Annotated in this window: 14 protein-coding genes; 2 read left to right on the top strand and 12 right to left on the bottom strand. The window is 37.5% G+C overall.

The genetic code is table 11. The features are described 5' to 3' along the window. Positions 1-8: 8 nt before the first annotated feature. On the bottom strand, positions 9-749 hold the full coding sequence (locus tag EGY08_RS25535) for an ABC transporter ATP-binding protein (RefSeq protein WP_004122464.1): 741 nt from the start codon (positions 747-749) through the stop codon (positions 9-11). After that, on the bottom strand, positions 749-1,516 hold the full coding sequence (locus tag EGY08_RS25530; protein WP_004122466.1) for an ABC transporter permease: 768 nt from the start codon (positions 1,514-1,516) through the stop codon (positions 749-751). Before EGY08_RS25530 ends, EGY08_RS25535 begins: the two co-directional genes overlap by 1 nt. Before the next feature lie 1,298 nt (positions 1,517-2,814). Between EGY08_RS25530 and EGY08_RS25525 the strand changes: the two genes are divergently transcribed. Both EGY08_RS25525 and EGY08_RS30660 read left to right on the top strand, forming a co-directional pair. Further along, on the top strand, positions 2,815-3,819 hold the full coding sequence (locus EGY08_RS25525) for an NAD-dependent epimerase (RefSeq protein ID WP_004122469.1): 1,005 nt from the start codon (positions 2,815-2,817) through the stop codon (positions 3,817-3,819). 478 nt (positions 3,820-4,297) lie between these two features. Continuing rightward, positions 4,298-4,420, top strand: coding sequence for a small membrane protein (locus EGY08_RS30660; RefSeq protein WP_004138729.1), 123 nt, complete (start codon positions 4,298-4,300; stop codon positions 4,418-4,420). 1,299 nt (positions 4,421-5,719) lie between these two features. Here EGY08_RS30660 and EGY08_RS25520 read toward each other — a convergent pair. The 10 genes from EGY08_RS25520 to EGY08_RS25475 all read right to left on the bottom strand — a co-directional run bounded on the left by EGY08_RS25520 (position 5,720) and on the right by EGY08_RS25475 (position 19,024). Then, the gene (locus EGY08_RS25520; protein ID WP_123829115.1) at positions 5,720-7,585 is read right to left on the bottom strand and encodes an acyltransferase family protein; all 1,866 of its coding nucleotides are present in this window, start codon (positions 7,583-7,585) and stop codon (positions 5,720-5,722) included. A gap of 431 nt (positions 7,586-8,016) precedes the next feature. Next, positions 8,017-9,183: a UDP-glucose 6-dehydrogenase gene (ugd, locus tag EGY08_RS25515; RefSeq protein ID WP_112167161.1), complete on the bottom strand. Its 1,167-nt coding sequence runs from the start codon at positions 9,181-9,183 to the stop codon at positions 8,017-8,019. A 246-nt stretch (positions 9,184-9,429) separates the two neighbouring features. Continuing rightward, on the bottom strand, positions 9,430-10,836 hold the full coding sequence (gene gndA, locus EGY08_RS25510; protein WP_112167159.1) for an NADP-dependent phosphogluconate dehydrogenase: 1,407 nt from the start codon (positions 10,834-10,836) through the stop codon (positions 9,430-9,432). Positions 10,837-11,000: 164 nt separating this feature from the next. Next, positions 11,001-12,326 (bottom strand): oligosaccharide flippase family protein, encoded by a 1,326-nt coding sequence (locus tag EGY08_RS25505; RefSeq protein WP_123829114.1) that lies wholly within the window; start codon positions 12,324-12,326, stop codon positions 11,001-11,003. Next, entirely contained in the window at positions 12,323-13,549 is a 1,227-nt protein-coding gene (locus tag EGY08_RS25500; protein WP_112167155.1) for a glycosyltransferase, read from the bottom strand. Before EGY08_RS25500 ends, EGY08_RS25505 begins: the two co-directional genes overlap by 4 nt. Next, entirely contained in the window at positions 13,546-14,817 is a 1,272-nt protein-coding gene (wcaK, locus tag EGY08_RS25495) for a colanic acid biosynthesis pyruvyl transferase WcaK (RefSeq protein WP_112167153.1), read from the bottom strand. Before wcaK ends, EGY08_RS25500 begins: the two co-directional genes overlap by 4 nt. 31 nt (positions 14,818-14,848) lie before the next feature. Next, positions 14,849-16,090, bottom strand: coding sequence for a hypothetical protein (locus EGY08_RS25490; protein ID WP_112167151.1), 1,242 nt, complete (start codon positions 16,088-16,090; stop codon positions 14,849-14,851). A gap of 30 nt (positions 16,091-16,120) precedes the next feature. Then, positions 16,121-17,281, bottom strand: coding sequence for an EpsG family protein (locus tag EGY08_RS25485; protein ID WP_112167149.1), 1,161 nt, complete (start codon positions 17,279-17,281; stop codon positions 16,121-16,123). 11 nt (positions 17,282-17,292) lie between these two features. After that, on the bottom strand, positions 17,293-18,207 hold the full coding sequence (locus EGY08_RS25480) for a glycosyltransferase (protein ID WP_227635292.1): 915 nt from the start codon (positions 18,205-18,207) through the stop codon (positions 17,293-17,295). Further along, positions 18,149-19,024: a glycosyltransferase gene (locus tag EGY08_RS25475; RefSeq protein WP_112167144.1), complete on the bottom strand. Its 876-nt coding sequence runs from the start codon at positions 19,022-19,024 to the stop codon at positions 18,149-18,151. Before EGY08_RS25475 ends, EGY08_RS25480 begins: the two co-directional genes overlap by 59 nt. Positions 19,025-19,036 lie beyond the last annotated feature (12 nt).

Below are 19,036 nucleotides of genomic sequence, written 5' to 3'. Positions count from 1 at the left end.
TACCAGATTTAGGCCATTGCTTGTTTATAAAGTTCGATGATTCTTTCAGCAGAACCGATTTCCCGGAGGCGGTGATTTTCGATCCAGACAACCCGATCGCATATTTTTTCCACATCACTCATGTTGTGACTAACGAACAGTATTGTCACACCACGATTTTTGAACTCTTTAATCGTCTTGATACATTTGGCCTGAAATGAAATATCGCCGACGGCAAGCACTTCATCGATAATCAGAATATCAGGCTCAACTTGACTAATAACCGAGAAGCCAAGCTTCGCTAGCATACCGCTAGAGTAGACGCGGATCGGCTCATCAATAAATTCTCCTAATTCGGAAAATTCAATGATGCGATCCATTCGCTGTAAAACCTCTTTACGACGTAATCCAAGAAGAGTGGCATTAAGAAAAATGTTTTCACGGCCAGTCAATTCTGGATGAAAACCACCACCTAGCTCAAGCATTGAGGCCACTCGCCCACGAGTTGTGACTGACCCTTTCGTTGGCTTGATAACACCAGCAACCAACCCTAAAGAGGTGCTTTTGCCTGCGCCGTTTCGGCCAATGAGCGCAACAGCCTCTCCTTTGCCAACCGTAAAAGAGACATCCTGAATAGCAAGATATTTACGGCCCTTCAGTAATTGAAATGCTCTTTTAGGATGAAATATTAAATCTTTAATACCTGAGCCAATATGATGGTAAAGTGGATATTCTTTTGTCACATTATTAAAATCAATTACTGGTTCCATCACAAGATCTCTGCAAATCGATATTTTAATTTATTAAAAATACTTAATCCGATAACTGTCAGCACAATACCAGTTAAATATAGCACTGAAATATGCTCATAGTTTAAAACACCATCCATAAATAAGTTACGCCAGCTTAAAATCATACTAGCCAGAGGGTTATAGTCAATAACCCAGCTATATTTTGCTGGAATCATATCCGATGCGTATAAAATGGGTGTGCAGTAAAACATCAGCATAATACCGAGAGTAACAAATCGTTCTAAGTCTCTGAAAAATAGATTCAAAGTCGAAAAGATAATTGATACACCAAAGGTAAAAATCACCTGTCCGATAGCAATGAGCGGTATTCCCCAAAGCCATGAAAGCGAAGGACGCATACCGTACACAAAAAGAAAAGCGACAATGACAGGAATAGTGCATAAGAAGTGCAAGCCTTCCATCATCACATTACTAAGAGGAATAACCGAACGCGGAAATACGGTTTTTTTGATAATTTGCGCATTAGCAATAAATGAGAAAAGCGAATTCGTCGCTGAGCTTGCAAACCACTGCCAGGGGAAGAGACCCGTTATTAAGAAAAGGGTATAATTAGGTATCTGGACTCGCATGATCAATTTAAAAATAAAATAGTAGATCATCGCAAACAGTAAGGGGTTGGCAATCGACCATAAATAACCAAATACACTGCTCTTGTAGCGTACTTTTAGATCTTTATTGGTGATAACAACAAGCAGGTCAAATAAATACCCTAGATTATACTTCATTTTTATACTCATAAATTATTCTACGAAATTTTAAGCATTGGGTTATGCACTTTAGATTTGCGAGTTGTCGCTGACTAACGAAATCCACTGCGAGAGCGCTAACGCCCTGACAGATACACTGCCGATAGACACCATGTCTTTGGACATACAACCTGAAATCTTAAGCACATAGGTTAAAGCAAGACTTTCCCAAATTTTCTGTACGCTCTAATTCATTGGCAGCAGCCGACCATGGTAGCTCTTCCATACTAAGCAGGGACAAGCGAGAAGCTGGCGTAGAGATGGCCAGTTAACGTGCTGTTTCTGAATGTACAGTAAAAACTGCTATTTTTCAGTCAGATACTCCCCCCCCATAGTCTTACGAGGTCGCTTTCAACCACGCTACCGCCCTTGGCTGTCGCAACCAAACGGCGTAATGATTCAACAACCCTATCTGTAAACATCTCCTGCGGCTGCCTTTGACGGCAGCACTAAACCGACACACCCTCTTCTTACATCAAACGCTCTCGCAGCGGCTGTCGGCCAAGATTATCGCCCGTGACGCTGGGTGCTGCTCGCTAGAGAATTTAAAAGATTCTAGCAGGCCCACACTCTCGCTGTTTGCTTAAGACCCATCCATCAGGAATTTCTCAATTAGCTCGTTTAGCAAGCCTGTTTTTTGAACTCATGACAGGGTTCTTCCCGTTATCTTCCCATCCATCTTCTGAGAATCAGCGCAAACTGTGCGCACTATTGATCGAAATGACGCCAACAATCAGTCTGGTGCCATATTTAATACTGCGCACAGGATAGCTGATTAAACTGACAACACAATGGTCATGCAAATGAGTTGCCGCATTATAGCGCTGGTCTATAGGAATAAAAATGAAAATACGTTGCCAATCAATTCATATTGCAAATGATTCATGTAGTAAACATAATGTAAAACAAATAGAATCCAAAAACTAACTAGCTGATTTTAAAGGATAAAAAATAAATAAGCCATATCGATGTGAAAGAATTGTAAATTCATACATAAAACCAATTTTTATCAACGTTAACTTTCGAAGGTTTAAAGCGCCGTACAGCGAGTTGAAATCGCGAGATTATGACAAGACCTCATGCAATTGTTACCCTGCTAATCATCCAGCATCGATAATGAATCTCATCTCCATCACAAAATGCCTTGCTATGGACGACATCATCTGGCCATCGAAGGCATGAACATAAACAGCAACGGTAAAGCAGGTGATCCACGCAGCAAGCCAGTGTAAAATCGAGGAATATATAGCGGGATACAGTCACCCCAGAGGATGAATATGAAATTTTTAGTAACTGGAGCCGCGGGATTTATCGGCTTTCATACCTGCAAGCGCCTTCTGGAGGCGGGTCATGAAGTTGTCGGCCTCGACAACATGAACGACTATTATGACGTCAATCTTAAGCAGGCCCGTCTGGATTTACTGCAGTCTCCCCTGTTTAGTTTTCACAAAATCGATCTGGCGGATCGCGAGGGTATTGCCCGACTTTTTGCTAATGAGAAATTTAACCGGGTGATCCATCTTGCCGCTCAGGCTGGAGTTCGCTACTCCCTGGAAAACCCGTTCGCTTATGCCGACGCTAACCTGATTGGTTATCTGAACATTCTTGAAGGCTGCAGACACAATAATGTTGAGCATTTGCTCTATGCCTCATCCAGTTCGGTCTATGGCCTTAACCGTAAAATGCCGTTCTCTACCGATGATTCGGTTGATCATCCGGTTTCGCTGTATGCCGCCACCAAGAAGGCAAACGAACTGATGGCGCATACCTACTCTCACCTTTATGGTATTCCGACCACTGGACTCAGATTCTTTACCGTCTATGGTCCTTGGGGACGTCCGGATATGGCGCTGTTTAAATTTACAAAAGCCATGCTGGAAGGAAAGCCCATCGATGTCTACAACTATGGCAAGATGAAGCGCGATTTCACCTACATTGACGATATCGTTGAGGCGATTGTTCGGATGCAGGATATTATCCCGCAGCCCAATCCGGAATGGACCGTTGAGACGGGTTCACCGGCAGATAGCTCGGCGCCATACCGGGTGTATAACATCGGTAATAGTTCACCGGTTGAGCTGATGGATTACATCACGGCGCTTGAGGAAGCTATGGGGATGGTTGCGGAGAAAAATATGATGCCAATACAGCCGGGCGATGTACTGGAAACTAGCGCAGATACCAAGCCGCTGTATGATGCGGTGGGATTCAGACCGCAGACGACGGTCAGGCAGGGAGTGAAGAACTTCGTTGACTGGTATAAGGCCTACTACAAGGTCTAATCAACCCGGCATGGCGCAGGTATTTAGCCGCAGTGAGGTACTACTGCGGCTTTTTTATATCGAGAATTGTCATTCGGCAATCTTATCCATTCAGATGCTCGTAAAAACACGCTGTTTATAACTATCTCAGCGCAAAGCCCGCGGCCCACACAATAACGAAACACTAAGTTAACACAAAACAAACAAATTCATTAACAAACTCTGATATAAGCCACTTTCAATACAATCACTGAAGAGCATTCGCGTACAAAGGAAACTGTGACCAGCGAATCAAGCTGGTGCAAAAGTCGGTTACAGCGCTATTGTTCAAACTACTGGCGCGGAAAAGGGTTTTCCACTTTCCGTAAAAAAACCACAAACGCCATATAGGATTTTTCTTAAATTCAGGATATGTTAAGCAGGCAAAGGCATGCTTTTGCAGAGATATTAGTTCGCAGGCAAATGGATTTATAACATTCCTTTCATTCTGGTACGCATTATGGCAAACATAATTTTCTTAGCAGTTGCTGCCATCCTGTTGATTGTTTCAGTCTATTTTCTGATTTCTTATATCAAAGATCAGAAAAAGACCAAGCTGACTTTTAACAAACGAAAGTGGTGAAAAGAAAACTTAATATAATTATAATACAGGCATAGGAAATAATAATATAAGAATAAACACTGCCAGCGGTGGGGATACATATAGCCTTTCAGCTGGCAATGGATACCATTTAAAAAAGTTATATCAAACTGGTACTTCGCCTTTACTATTCTAATGGCAGTAAATGATTTGTGTTTTCTATGCCTGCGCCCTTCCCTTGAAAGATCCCGTACCATCACCCGTGTAAATTTTAATCAGAGCCTTAGCTCGTCGTAACGAAGCTCGCCTGAGAACCCGGATTCCAGAAACAACAAAAGCCTGCAAGCAGGCTTTGTTTTACCTTCCGGCGCTTATCTCCAGCGTCTACATCACAGTGACGGTAGCTCTTCACAAGGTGAATTTAACATATCCGACCTCAATGGTTGGGACAAGATGATCGATTGAAGAATCTAAGCGAGGTCACGTTTTTTAGGGGGGTTGGTCGGGTATGAGAAGTAAGACGATTTGTCAGGCGAATAACTGAATCATTTAGATTCTAGTCGCCTAAGAATAAAAAGCCTCTTATGATCTTTTAAACATCACTGTAATAAAGCCTTGACATAGCCGAAGGAATATGAATTCATAAATTTACGTTTCTAAAGTCTTATGATATTGTGTCGGATAATCTGTTATTTTTATACCTCATTACAATTTCTTAATAAATGATATAAATGGTCGGACAAATTCATAAATATCTCCATATTAATTCCATACATTTTAAATCTCCAGCCAAGTAAGTTATGCAAAAATCCTTTTCATATCTTCCAGACCAATAAATCCTGAAGTTTTACTTAACGTTAAATATAGGGAATTACCGAAATAAAAGTAAATAAATGCTTCGACAGGAGTAGTGTATACTGATTCTTGCTATCTTAATGATATGTATAGTCCTTAAAAATTGTATACGCCGACTCAATTTCTGCGTTTCATTCTACGGCGGCAGAAGACATCGTAAACCTCCCTATTAGGTAGGGCAGCCAATCACGTCTTCAAATAGGAAAAGGTAGCTTTGGGATTCCTATCTCACTGGAGAACACCTGGTTGTGTTTAACTGTTTGGGCCGATTTCAATGCTAACACAGCATCACAGAACATTCTCAGAACAATGCGCCTTATATATATGAATGAAAGACCTGTGGCTTAAATTTAAATAGGTCTTTCTTCCTAGGAAAATATTACATTTCAACAACAGCAATGCTTCCACCAACAACTACTACATTTAAAATGTCGATAATAAAAAAATCATCCTAACTAATATAGCCTGTCATTGTCTCGTCTTAAATCATTCATGCGTTGATTGATTATTTTGATATCGAACCTTGGATAACATAATTTTCGTCCATGGATATGTAAAATGATTGTTATCAAACATCATGGGATATCCTTCTGGTGAGATATAAGAACAATTTTTCTTATCGTCACAATCTAAATCATAAAGATTTATATAATTAATTTTTTTCCTTTCCATAAATGCCACGAGATAATTATTCAGATTTTTAGGGGGTTTCAATGCATGTTTATCAATTTCATTAAAATCATTACTTTGTGCGATACGATAGAATGCTGTGTCGTAATTTTTTGTTTGCCCCAACACAACTACATCCCTAGCATATTGCTTGAAAAAAGCAACTGTATTTTCTATGTTATTTGCAATTTGCGAATGGGAAAAATACTTCTCACCATCAATCCAGTTAGCAGATATAATCACGGTATCAATCTTATATTCTTTAATGTATTGCTTATATAGCCTTTCCATTAAATCAGTACATCTCTTCTCCCCATAAGTATTATTTACGAAAGGCATACAGCCTGATGAGGTTACTTGCATTACCAAAAAATCTTTGTATAATTCTGTTGATGCCTTGTAATACTCTGCAGCATGACTGTCACCCACCAGAAGCAATCTTTGTACACTAGAATCAGCCTTTTTCGCCAAACATGAGTTCTCGGTAAATTGACTAGCGCTATTATATCCACTCGTCAGGAAGCATATTCGTCCTTGGTTACCAAACTGTTCAATACCTTCTTTAGATCCCGCATAAGAATGAAATTCATCCATTGCCAATACGGAATTAGGTAACCACAACTTAGAAGCATTCAATTTATTACATAAAAAAGCCACAAATGAAATAAATATTGCGCAAAAAGCAAGTTTAAGAATCGCTAGTTGCGCTCTTTTTTCAATGAAGAAATAGGATAAAAAGCCAAGAACTAGAGATATTAATATCCCAGCGAACTGATTGAAGAGACTGAATTCAATATTATTCAAATAAAATAACGACACTACTGGCCAGTGAAATAAATAAATTGAATATGATGCTGACCCAATCAGTTGGAATGGTTTTGCCTTTAACAAAGTTTTATTATTCCCAATGTTCGCATGTAGTAGCAACGCCGTTGCAATCGTGGGGATTAATGTCGTAAAACCAGGCCAACTATAGCTTTCTTTAACTATACCAGTAAATAGCATTAAAGTAACCAACGATATAACTTCTGTAATTCTAGGGTACCTATTCTTGAACGTGATTGATGAAGCCATCGCACCAATTATTAACTCCCATGCACGACTAGGCAACAAATAAAAAGAATACATTTGGCTGTATTTCATTAATAAAACACAAAATATAAAAGAAGTCAAAATGAGACTGAAATAGATAACATATTGTGGGGCTTTTTTAGATAACGCATTAGAAACAATTAAAATTAAAGGGAAAATCAAGTAAAACTGCCATTCAACAGACAATGACCAGGTATGTAAGAAAATAAAACTATCAGCCGCATCTGTAAAATATCCAGAAGTTGCTTTTAGATAATATAGATTAGAAGTAAAACTCAATGATGATATTACTTGCAAAAAAAGACTTCTAAGCATTGATGGTGGTGTGGATGTAATTGCCAATATAAACGAAAACAAAACACACGCTACTAATGCAGGGTAGATCCTTTTAAACCTCTTTTTATAAAAATTACTAACCCAGCCTTTAGTACCTACTTTTTCTTTACAGATTTCATTCATCAGAAATCCAGATATTACAAAGAAAACATCTACTCCAGCATAACCGCCATAAAAATATCCTATTTTGAAATGAAAAAGTACCACCATTGCTACAGCAATGAAACGCAAGCCGTTGATGTCAAGACGAAACATTTAAATACCTTAGGATAATGTATAGATGAAATATATTTTCGTGAAATATAAATATTTAAGTGTTTACAAAAAATATATTAATGCCTAACTTATTTTAAAAAAGATTAATATGAATCGAAAAACCAGCATGAGATAATTTTTCAAGGGTCACTGAAAGCCTCCGCAATCTCAGCCAAATTGTATGCTTCCAAAATATAGAACGCATTTAATAAAAATAAGCAAAAATGCAACATCCTTACGAGTACTTATACCATTTTAAATATGCAAATAATTTTATACTATAGATATTAATAAATAATGATATTGCAATAACAAATATTAGAACATTGGTTTCATATATAGCAAGGCAATATATAAATATGATTCAACCGTTTCTTAGCAATAACTATTTAGGGGGAATCTTCCCCCTCCAGCTTATCTCTGAGATCGATTTAGTCACTACCGAACAAATCACGGGTATACACTTTGTCAGCGACATCCGACAGCTCTTCAGCCATTCGGTTTGAGACAATCACGTCAGCTTCTTGTTTGAATGTGTCGAAATCGCGAACCACGCGGGAATTGAAGAACTCATCTTCCTGCATAACCGGTTCGTAGATAATGACCGGGATACCTTTGGCCTTGATACGCTTCATGATGCCCTGAATAGAAGAAGCGCGGAAGTTATCGGAGCCACTCTTCATGATCAGGCGATAGATACCAACGACTTTAGGTTTGCGCGCCAGGATTGAGTCAGCGATAAAATCTTTGCGCGTGCGGTTAGCATCTACGATGGCACCGATGATGTTATTCGGTACAGATTCGTAGTTTGCCAGCAGCTGCTTGGTATCTTTCGGCAGGCAGTAGCCGCCGTAGCCAAAGGAGGGGTTGTTATAGTGATTACCGATTCGCGGATCGAGGCACACGCCTTCGATGATCTGTTTACTGTTCAGACCCTGGCTTTCAGCATAGCTATCCAGTTCATTAAAGTAGGCTACGCGCAGCGCCAGGTAGGTATTGGCGAATAACTTAATCGCCTCAGCTTCGGTGGAGTCAGTAAACAGCGTCGGGATATCCTGCTTAATCGCGCCTTCTTTCAGCAGATTAGCGAAACGCTCCGCGCGTTCTGAACGTTCGCCAATGACGATACGAGACGGGTGCAGGTTGTCGTAAAGGGCGCGGCCTTCACGCAGAAACTCAGGAGAGAAAATGACGTTATCAATGCCCAGGCGCTCTTTAATATCACGCGTAAAGCCAACGGGAATGGTGGATTTAATAATCATTACCGCGTCTGGGTTAATCTCGGTGACATCACGAATAACGGCTTCAACAGTCGAAGTATTGAAGTAGTTCGTTTTAGGATCGTAGTCAGTCGGCGTAGCGATAATGACATAATCTGCATTACGGTAGGCATCATGCTTGTCCGTTGTCGCGCGAAAATTCAACGGTTTTTCCGCCAGATATTCCTGGATCTCCTTATCGACAATCGGAGAAATCTTTTGGTTAATCATATCAACTTTGGATTGAATGATATCCAGCGCCACCACTTCGTGGTTTTGCGCAATCAAGATGCCATTCGATAAACCAACATAACCGGTACCGGAAATAGTAATTTTCATTCGATCACACTTTAATAAGTTAACTGGACGGCGGCATATTAGCCACCCTGGTAATCAACACTTGCGGCGGTTTTACTCCGTGGCTGGATGTATGTCAAGGAGAGACCTTACCAGTGGCGGGGTAACAGCCTAAACTCTAAAGAGGAAGTACAAATTTGTTACAGAATTGCGAGTGTCTGGAGAAAATGTACAAAAAATCCCGGCTAAAAACCAACCGGGATTTTGCATTGAATTACCGAATGGAAATTAATCCATCCACTCAGTGTGGAACACACCTTCTTTATCGGTACGCTTATAGGTATGCGCGCCAAAATAATCACGCTGCGCCTGAATCAGGTTAGCAGGCAAGACTGCGGAACGATAGCTATCGTAGTAAGCGATGGCCGCAGAGAAAGTTGGAACCGGAATACCATTCTGCACTGCGTATGCAACTACATCGCGCAACGCTTGTTGATAATCATCGGCGATCTGCTTGAAGTATGGAGCCAGCAGCAGGTTGGCAATGCCAACGTTCTGCTCATAGGCATCAGTAATCTTTTGCAAGAACTGAGCACGAATAATACAGCCGGCACGGAAGATTTTCGCGATCTCACCGTAGTTCAGATCCCAGTTGTATTCATCAGAAGCCGCGCGCAACTGGGAGAAGCCTTGAGCGTAAGAGACGATTTTGCCCAGATACAGAGCGCGACGAACTTTCTCAACGAACTCCGCTTTATCGCCTGCACTTTTCGCCTGCGGCCCGGTAAGGACTTTCGAAGCAGCTACACGCTGATCTTTCAGTGAAGAGATGTAGCGAGCGAATACAGATTCAGTGATAAGTGACAGCGGTTCACCGAGATCAAGAGAGCTCTGGCTGGTCCATTTACCGGTACCTTTGTTTGCTGCCTCATCGAGGATCACGTCGACCAGGTATTTACCCTCTTCATCTTTTTTGGTGAAGATGTCTTTAGTTATATCAATGAGATAGCTGCTAAGCTCACCTTCATTCCATTCAGTAAAGATTCGCGCCAGCTCTTCATTAGAAAGCGCCAGACCCCCTTTCAGTAAAGCGTAGGCTTCTGCAATAAGCTGCATATCACCGTATTCAATACCGTTGTGAACCATTTTTACATAATGACCAGCACCATCCGCACCGATATAGGTTACGCATGGCTCACCGTCTTCGGCGATTGCAGCAATCTGCTTGAGAATTGGAGCAACCAGTTCATAAGCTTCTTTCTGACCACCAGGCATGATCGAAGGACCTTTAAGAGCCCCTTCTTCACCACCGGATACGCCGGTGCCAATGAAGTTAAAACCTTCAGCAGAAAGCTCACGATTACGGCGAATCGTATCCTGGAAAAAGGTATTACCACCATCGATGATAATGTCACCCTTATCCAGGTAGGGCTTCAGAGAGGCGATGGCACTATCAGTACCTGCGCCCGCCTTCACCATTAACAGGATACGGCGTGGAGTCTCGAGTGATTCAACAAACTCCTGCACTGTATAATGTGGGACCAGTTTCTTGCCTGGATTCTCGGCAATCACTTCTTCGGTCTTTTCACGGGAGCGGTTGAAAACGGAGACGGTATAACCGCGGCTTTCGATGTTGAGCGCAAGATTACGCCCCATCACTGCCATACCGACAACCCCGATCTGTTGCTTGGACATTACATACTCCTGTCAGGTGTGGTCACTGCGACAAATTCGCAGCTTAATGTGATGATTATGTTAGCGCAAAGCTAGTAATATGGATAGGGCAAAATTATTTTTAATGTAAAAACGATACAATAACACTATGAAATAAATTAATAAGATATTTATCTTTAAAAAAATTACCAAAAAGGATAAACAAAGAAATTAAAATTCTGAATCAATATTACAATAACAATAAACAACAAACAAACCGGCATCCAATTTAGAAGGTAAGAAGAGAAATTTGAATTTACTATTGGCTTAACAAAAAATGGATATACAAGAAAAGTTATTATTATTTGAGTAATCGATAGCACCAGAGAGACATACCATAGAGAGGAATATAAAAATATTGAGCTTGACAAACATAATGCTACAATACCTGCTATTATATTCCACTTGAATTCAACATTGGTTCTTCCGTTGGCTTGAGCTATCGCGCCAGTTAATCCCCCCATTGGTCTCAACATTCCAAAAAGCAACATATAAGGTAATAAAGTCATTATTGTCATACGCTGCTCTCCATACAAAATAAAAATAATTATAGGAGAAAAGATAAAAATTCCGACAAACGATATTGCACTGGCTGATACTATTAACAGAGTCCCTTTTAAGTATACTGTCTCTAGAAGATTAGTATCACGCTGTGCTTCAGCAAAACGAGGTAGTGCTAATCTATTTATAACTGGTGTAATCAGTTTCAAAGGTTGCATAATCAAATCTTTTGCAAGAGAATATAAACCTAAAGAATCACCACCAAGGACTTTGCCAATAATAATTACGTCTAATTGAGTTCTAAGCTGATTGATTATCTGAGAACCGAGCTGGTATATCCCATAACTGAAGACACCTTTACAAATGTTTTTTTCGAAAACAAATTTAGGCCTCCAATCTTTATCTCCAAAATAGCTCATAAAAGCTAACCTGAGACAGGCATTTACAATGAGACCGATAATAACAGCCGAAGTTCTTAACTCTGTATACAATATTGCATATATAACAAATAAAAAAGAGAGAGTCTTTGCGGACATTTCTATTTGGGAAAGAGACACCATCCTCTTTGCTTTGATATAATGAGCTTGATATTGTGAAAGCGAACCTAAAAACAGAAAGTTTATACTTGAAAGCATGACCAATGGAGTAAGCTTATCCATCATATAAAATCTAGCTAAAGGCCAAGCAACTAATAAAACAATCCCCCCTGCCAAAATACTTAAAATAAAATTAACCCAATATATTGTGCTTTGTTCATCTCGACTAAGATCTTGTCTATGAATAATATAACTACTCATACCCATATCTTGCAAAATCATTGCTATCATTAAAATTGAATTAACGATCGCAAGCATACCCAACTCATGTAGTTCCAAATGTCGGGCTAACACACTAATTTGGATAATCTGAAGTATTGCTGCAAATATGTTGGAAAACAAAAGCCAAGAAGCTTGCTTCCTCAATCCACTCATGAAAGCCTCTCCAAGAGATTAGCCATTTGAGAGTATTCTTTTTCCTGATTGAATGATAATTCGATTTTGCGTCTAGCATTATCTTGAATATATTTCAGATCTTTTTGATCCTTTAACAATGAAATTAGGATATTGGCAATAGCCTGAAAATCTCGTTCATCACATAGCCAACCACTAACATCGTTTTCAATTAGTTCAGGAATTCCACTGTGAAAAGTAGAAATAACTGGTAAACCAATTGCCATTGCTTCCATTAAAGCAACGGGAATACCTTCCATATCACCATTATTTGCAGTAACAGAGGGTAGGAGAAAAACATCACTCTTCATCAACAATTTTTTAACCACAGACTGAGGTTGAAAACCGATAATATTTACTTTATCTTCAAGCCCGTATTTGCTGATGAGCTGTTGAAGTTCTGCATTTAACTCTCCATAACCAACAATATCATACTGAAATCTATAACCACTCTTATTCAAGATATCACACGCCTGAATTGCATAGCGCAGGCCTTTTTTCTCTGTCAATCTACATACTGATATAATTTTCAATGGTTCATTTCTAAAGGGGCGCGGATAAAAGCTAAAATTTTCAATCTGGATACCCATTCTAATAACAGAAATTTTACCTTTATCACATCCCATTTCGATTAATTTACTTTCCCACACATGACTCACAGGAAGGAACAAATCACCATCATTAAAGAGTCTCTTATAGAATCCTTTATATCTGTTTAGCAAATTGGTGGCTGAAAGATCGTAACCATGAAAAACAGTAACTATTTTCCCATGTAAAACACCACAACTCCGCAAACAATTTGCTAAAACTCCACACGGCCCAAAATGTGCTATGATATAATCACTTTCAATCCTACTTGCGACACGACCAATTAAAGCGGGAAGAAGAAGCGTATAAGACAAAAATCCATATTTATTAAAATTAAACGAGTTTATGTTCCCCAAGGCAAAAGACTTCAAGCTATATTGTACTCTTTTACTAAACTGAAAATATTTGGATTTTGATGTTATATCTTCATCAAAAATATAATGCACTTTACTTTTTAAATCATATTCCAGATAGTCATCATGTATTTTATCCATATCGCCAGGATAAATTGAGAGCACTTTGACATCATATCCCTTCTTAATAAAAGAGATAATTTGATTTAAAATAAAGGTTTCTGATGCCAAGGGGAATTTAACACAAAAAAATAAAATTTTCATTTCGCACCAATTTCTTTAATAACTTCGGAAATTATATCCCGCCCTTCTTTTTTGACTCTTTTCAATTGAAGAGATAAATCATGATTGATGCCATCATAATTATTATGAAGGTGATTAATTTTATTAACCACTTCATCAGTGAATAGTCCCTGTACACTGACAGAAAGAATATCCATAGATAGTGATTGCATGATGCCTTTCGATTTATGCTCATAATTAATTGCTATTGCTGGCGTCCCAAAATTCATTGATATAATAGCAGAGTGAAGTCTTGTGCCAATTGTAAACTCGCACTTACTTAGAAGAAAACCTAACTGAGCATCATTAATCTCATCCATAACAACACTAATTTTTTCAGTGTTTTTTACTTTATCCTTAACTGAAAGCGCCACAATTCTATCATCATTATTATAACTTTCAATTCCTGTGCATGTTGAAAAAATGATTACTTGATATCCTAAACTAATCACATGGTCAATTACGCGAGCAATTGCAAATTCATATTGTTCCTGAGTTACACCGAGTCGTTTATCAAATGGAGCTAGTTTTCTTACAGTCATGGCAACACATTTGCTGTTTCTTATTTTGGTTAACCAATGCTGACAGATGTAATCGTTGAAAGAAGAATAATTTGTCCCTTCTACTAAAAAAGCAGTATCAACACCATCTGACACGTTGTCCATATCGAATTTATAATCAGCAATAAGCTCCTTACTAATACTTTCTCTCAAAATTAGATTATTTACATTAGAAAAAGCAAATTTTGCAATTTTCTGAATATTTTTGTTATCGAATGGACCTACGCTATGCCCAATTAGATAGATCGGTTTTTTGGCTAATAAAGAACAAAAGATATGTTCAAATTGTGCAGCGCCATACAAATCAACAAAAAAAGAGCCGCCTACTTGAATAATGGCATCATATTCTTTTATGCTTTCAGTAAAGCTAGTAATATGCTTCGGCAGACTAATATACCTAAGAATCCCCTTTTCACGGCAATGTGCAATAAGGACCCATGGTAAAAATATGCTTTTTATTTTTGACCTAACCTTAGCGTATATTCCCCCTTTTGTTTTTTTTGCGTCAGAATATAAAGTATCTTGCTTGATGCTCTCACCCAATAAATATGAAGAGCTTATGGAATATCGGCTTATAATATCTATCTCAATTTCACTATCAATTTCCCTGATGCAATTTAACAATCCTCTAAGAATTGCAGCATCACCACGATTCCCACAAGTGTGATTGCCAACTAATAATAGTTTCATACAAAAACCCTATAATAGATAAAATAATAAATTAACTAAGAAACCATTGCTTATCGAAGTATATTAACTCTTTACTCCAATTATCATTTTTCAAATCAACGTTACCCTTAATAGCCAATTTGGATTCAAATTTTATTTTGTAAGCTCCATCACCAAAAGAAGATAATTTAAGCGTATATCCATCAATCAAGTCATCAGTGTCTGGTAATGTCACTATTATATTCTCATGTGTTAAGAATATATATCTTGCATTATCATCTGTAAGCTTTGCAGATTTAGTAATAGTAGATGTTTTGTAATTTATTTTTTGCAATTGGCCGGTAGGGGATATAGCAGCAGTTACCTTTTCACCATTTAACCATTCAATTGATTGTTTTTTATTATTACCTGAAAACTGCAAACCTATGTCAGAATTGGAGGCATCAAGATAACTGACAAGAGAATTATTTACACTCGTATTTCTACTAACAAAATTGTATTTATTCCCTAATGATAAATATCCCGCATTCCATTGTTGATTAAATCCTGTATTTGCTGATCTTGCAACATAAGCTGAAGCCCCACCAAATTTTGAATATGGTAGAATTACAGTATCAACACCGTTTACAATACCCGACTTTATCTTATTATTAACGACACCATTCTCCTGTACGACGCCTTTGATAGCTCGAGAATCACTCGGAAGAGTAATATTGAAATTAGCAGCCCAAATTTTGGTTAATGGATTTAATATTATTACATTTGTATCTGGTGTACCCATGTGTTTGGTTTTCATGTTAACCCAACCACTTGTGATTATTTTTCCCTTGGTTACAGACACTACATATGTAGTCCATTTAGGGTTACTTTGAGTTTCGATAATCATTCCCGGCTGAACTTTTTGATTGTCGATGTAATCAGAAACAATCGAAGTGGCTGTTATTTTGGCGTCAGATATTATTTCCCATGACTTGAAGTTAGGCGCCGTATTATCTGCATATAAAGCTACTGAATCACGATCCATGTACCGAGTCAGATCATATAGAGAATTTAGTCCTAGGATTGGGAAACTAAATGGATTACCGGAATTCGCTTTAAAAGATGCAACAACAGCATTTTGCCTCATTCCAAAGGTATCCTTAGCGGCATATACTCCTTTAAGATAAATAGGTGAATATCCGTCAAAAGTCGTAATTGGCTTCCCCAGGTAGTTAAATTTTATATCCTGACCGTGCGCAACCAGCGGAGCTTCAGCCAGAAATAAAAATAATAAAAACCATCTTTTAAATTTCATTTACACTCCCATTTACCTGAAAAATAACTTTTATGGATAGGATATAAATATTGAAGGAGTACGCCACATTGTTATGAATGATAGAAACAACAAAAACGATGCTAATACTATCGTATATTTAGTTAATTTTTTTGGATTACTTTTACTTACTGAATCAAGAAACAAAGGATAAATTGCGCATGAAAAAAAGGTATTCCAGTAAAAGTTACGCATAAACCAAGTCATGGAAATTAACAATACGCCATAAACACTCATAATAGCAAAGAGAGATATAATACAAGTGGAGTTCACTTCGGAAAAAAAAGCTTTCCTGTTATCTTTGTTTAAAGTATATAGCACAAATAAAAGCAAAGGGATGATTGTTGTTAATATATTATACAGTCGCCGGGGAATGTTAAAATCATAGAAATTGGCACCTTCAACACCGCCAGCAAGGTATGCGTCGGCCTTAGATGCTATATTTACACCACTAAATAGAAAACCAAGTGAGGACACGTTTTCATAAACAATCCCCATGATATCAATTTTAATAAAAACTGAAAGAAGAAACATCAGTAGTGCAATTCGACCAGTATAAGTAATTATTTTTTCATTAGTAAATAAATAGGAGCACACACAAGCCAATATAACAACAATTGCACCCCAGTGGAATGATAGTGCAACATAAAACAGAGCTGCTGATAATATAAATTTTTTGCGGTAAAACAATACGCACGCTATCCCTGCAATTATAGCCGCGACACCTTGCCTGTAAGCATTCGTTGATAACTCAAGCACATCCCAGCTATAAAAAAAAGCGATAAATACAAATGCCTTATATGCTTTTCCTTTAAAGGCATAGAGCACAAATATCAAGAGACTTAGTGTTAAAAATAAAGACGAAGCGAATATATAAAGATCATGTGACTTACCAAAGTAAGAGATTATCTTCATCAATCCATAGAACCCCCAACCCCAGGAAAAGGAATCGAGATTTGATAAACTATCAAACTCATTCAAATACATTTTTGTATCGGTTGTCCCGGGAAAACGAAGACCATAAAATAGTGTGATTAAAATAAACACCAGTAACAACGTAAAATTATCTAATTTATTATTATTCGAGATGATACTAATCGATGCCAAAAACAATAAAATTATTGAGATAAGCAAATATAACAATATCAACTCATTATCAAAAAAGTGAGGCATAAATTATCCATCTATATTAATTTAAAGCGTTCTACGAAATTTACCCATAAATACTTACTAATTGCATATGGCATGTGCATTTTTTTATATCTAAATGCAAGATCTAAATCATTAATTGCGGAATGATACTTTGCCCAAAAAGGAATCTTTCCTCTAGGTTTATTCCACCCTCTGCAATGATATGCATTTAAGTGATTGATCATCATTACTTTCCAATTATATTTCCTAAACCTGAGACACAATTCTATATCCTCTTTATACATATGATAACTACTTTCAAATCCTATTGAATTAGATTTATCGAGACATACTTTAAGAGCATCATTACGTATAAGCATAAACGCACCACAAACAGCTAAAACTTCAGATGGGTTACTATCTAATTTTTTTAGCGGCTCGCTTGAACCAATATCATACCATCTACCATAAGATGTTGCGGCTATACCTAAAGAATCATAGACATCCATCTCCTTCATTTGATCAATTGAATAACGAATTAAAGGGACCGAAAAAATTCCGATATCGTCATTATCAGTTTCATTGGCCAAAGTTAATAACTTATCTAATTTTGAACCATCAATTGCAGCATCTGGATTCAATAATAAAGTCCATTTACATTGGAATCCCATTTGTAAAACCAGATTATTACCTTTAACAAATCCAATATTATCTTTTTTTATTACTTCTAACTTATGTTTGCACGATAGGTTATCTAAATATGAAGTATCATTCGATCCGGAATCCACAATTTTTATACTTAAGTCTGACTCAGATGTAGCTAACCCATCCAAACACCATTGTATATGTTTCTGGCTATTGTGCGTTACAATTATTACTAAACACTCCGTTGACATATAAACCTCAAACTCATCTTTGGTTATTTTTTGTGAAGAACTGTTGTAAATATTTAATCGAGTATTTTGCATGTTTCCTTTTAATACTCCATATCACACTATCTAATAACTTCCCTTTTTTATTTTCTAAAGACACAAGATAATCAACAAATTTCTTTTCATCATTATTATATAAGTTTAAGTTACGCTGACTGAGTTCATTTAACGCTAATGCAAAAGGATAATTTTTTGAAACACGTTGTTCATGCGGACTATGATCATGATGCATAATATAAGTAATCTCAGGTAAAACTTTGAAAATACCGAAATGATGAGCCAACCTTAACCATGTATCCCAATCTTGTAATCTTTTCACGCTGACGTCGAATCCGTTTATTTCTCGCATACGCTCTGTCAATGTGAATACTTGATTAGATGCAATGTTGTCAAAAAGTAAATCCTTGTAATTATAACAAACCTCTTTGTTTTTCCTCTTATAATGTGATCTCCTTTTTATATTATTATAGCAATCATAAAAATCACATGATAAAAATGAATATTTATCATCCCAATTACTAACAAAAGTACTTAGTCGATTCGGCATAAATTCATCATCATCATCTAAGCCCGTAATAAAATATCCTGACGCATTAAAGATACCTAAATTCCTTGTGGCACATGCACCTTTATTTACATCATTTCTAAAATAACGGACCCGGCTATCTTCACGACAAAGTGACATGATATATTCTTGTGTGCCATCAATTGAAGCATCATCACATATTAAAAGTTCAATATTCTCATAATCTTGCGACAGTACTGATCTTATTGCTCTTTTTAATCGTTCAAGTCGATTATGCGTTGATATATAAACACTCACTTTTGTTTTTTTAGCGATTTCAGAGTCCATTATTTTACCCTA

The organism is Klebsiella sp. FDAARGOS_511 (assembly GCF_003812845.1).
GTDB classification, from domain to species: Bacteria; Pseudomonadota; Gammaproteobacteria; order Enterobacterales; family Enterobacteriaceae; genus Klebsiella; species Klebsiella grimontii.
This window is presented reverse-complemented; position numbering and strand designations above follow the sequence as displayed.

Bases quoted from the DNA above. Each gene is read 5' to 3' on its own strand.
- EGY08_RS25535 (WP_004122464.1), bottom strand. From the start codon at position 749: ATGGAACCAGTAATTGATTTTAATAATGTGACAAAAGAATATCCACTT.
- EGY08_RS25530 (WP_004122466.1), bottom strand. From the start codon at position 1,516: ATGAAGTATAATCTAGGGTATTTATTTGACCTGCTTGTTGTTATCACC.
- EGY08_RS25525 (WP_004122469.1), top strand. From the start codon at position 2,815: ATGAAATTTTTAGTAACTGGAGCCGCGGGATTTATCGGCTTTCATACC.
- EGY08_RS30660 (WP_004138729.1), top strand. From the start codon at position 4,298: ATGGCAAACATAATTTTCTTAGCAGTTGCTGCCATCCTGTTGATTGTT.
- EGY08_RS25520 (WP_123829115.1), bottom strand. From the start codon at position 7,585: ATGTTTCGTCTTGACATCAACGGCTTGCGTTTCATTGCTGTAGCAATG.
- ugd (WP_112167161.1), bottom strand. From the start codon at position 9,183: ATGAAAATTACTATTTCCGGTACCGGTTATGTTGGTTTATCGAATGGC.
- gndA (WP_112167159.1), bottom strand. From the start codon at position 10,836: ATGTCCAAGCAACAGATCGGGGTTGTCGGTATGGCAGTGATGGGGCGT.
- EGY08_RS25505 (WP_123829114.1), bottom strand. From the start codon at position 12,326: ATGAGTGGATTGAGGAAGCAAGCTTCTTGGCTTTTGTTTTCCAACATA.
- EGY08_RS25500 (WP_112167155.1), bottom strand. From the start codon at position 13,549: ATGAAAATTTTATTTTTTTGTGTTAAATTCCCCTTGGCATCAGAAACC.
- wcaK (WP_112167153.1), bottom strand. From the start codon at position 14,817: ATGAAACTATTATTAGTTGGCAATCACACTTGTGGGAATCGTGGTGAT.
- EGY08_RS25490 (WP_112167151.1), bottom strand. From the start codon at position 16,090: ATGAAATTTAAAAGATGGTTTTTATTATTTTTATTTCTGGCTGAAGCT.
- EGY08_RS25485 (WP_112167149.1), bottom strand. From the start codon at position 17,281: ATGCCTCACTTTTTTGATAATGAGTTGATATTGTTATATTTGCTTATC.
- EGY08_RS25480 (WP_227635292.1), bottom strand. From the start codon at position 18,207: ATGCAAAATACTCGATTAAATATTTACAACAGTTCTTCACAAAAAATA.
- EGY08_RS25475 (WP_112167144.1), bottom strand. From the start codon at position 19,024: ATGGACTCTGAAATCGCTAAAAAAACAAAAGTGAGTGTTTATATATCA.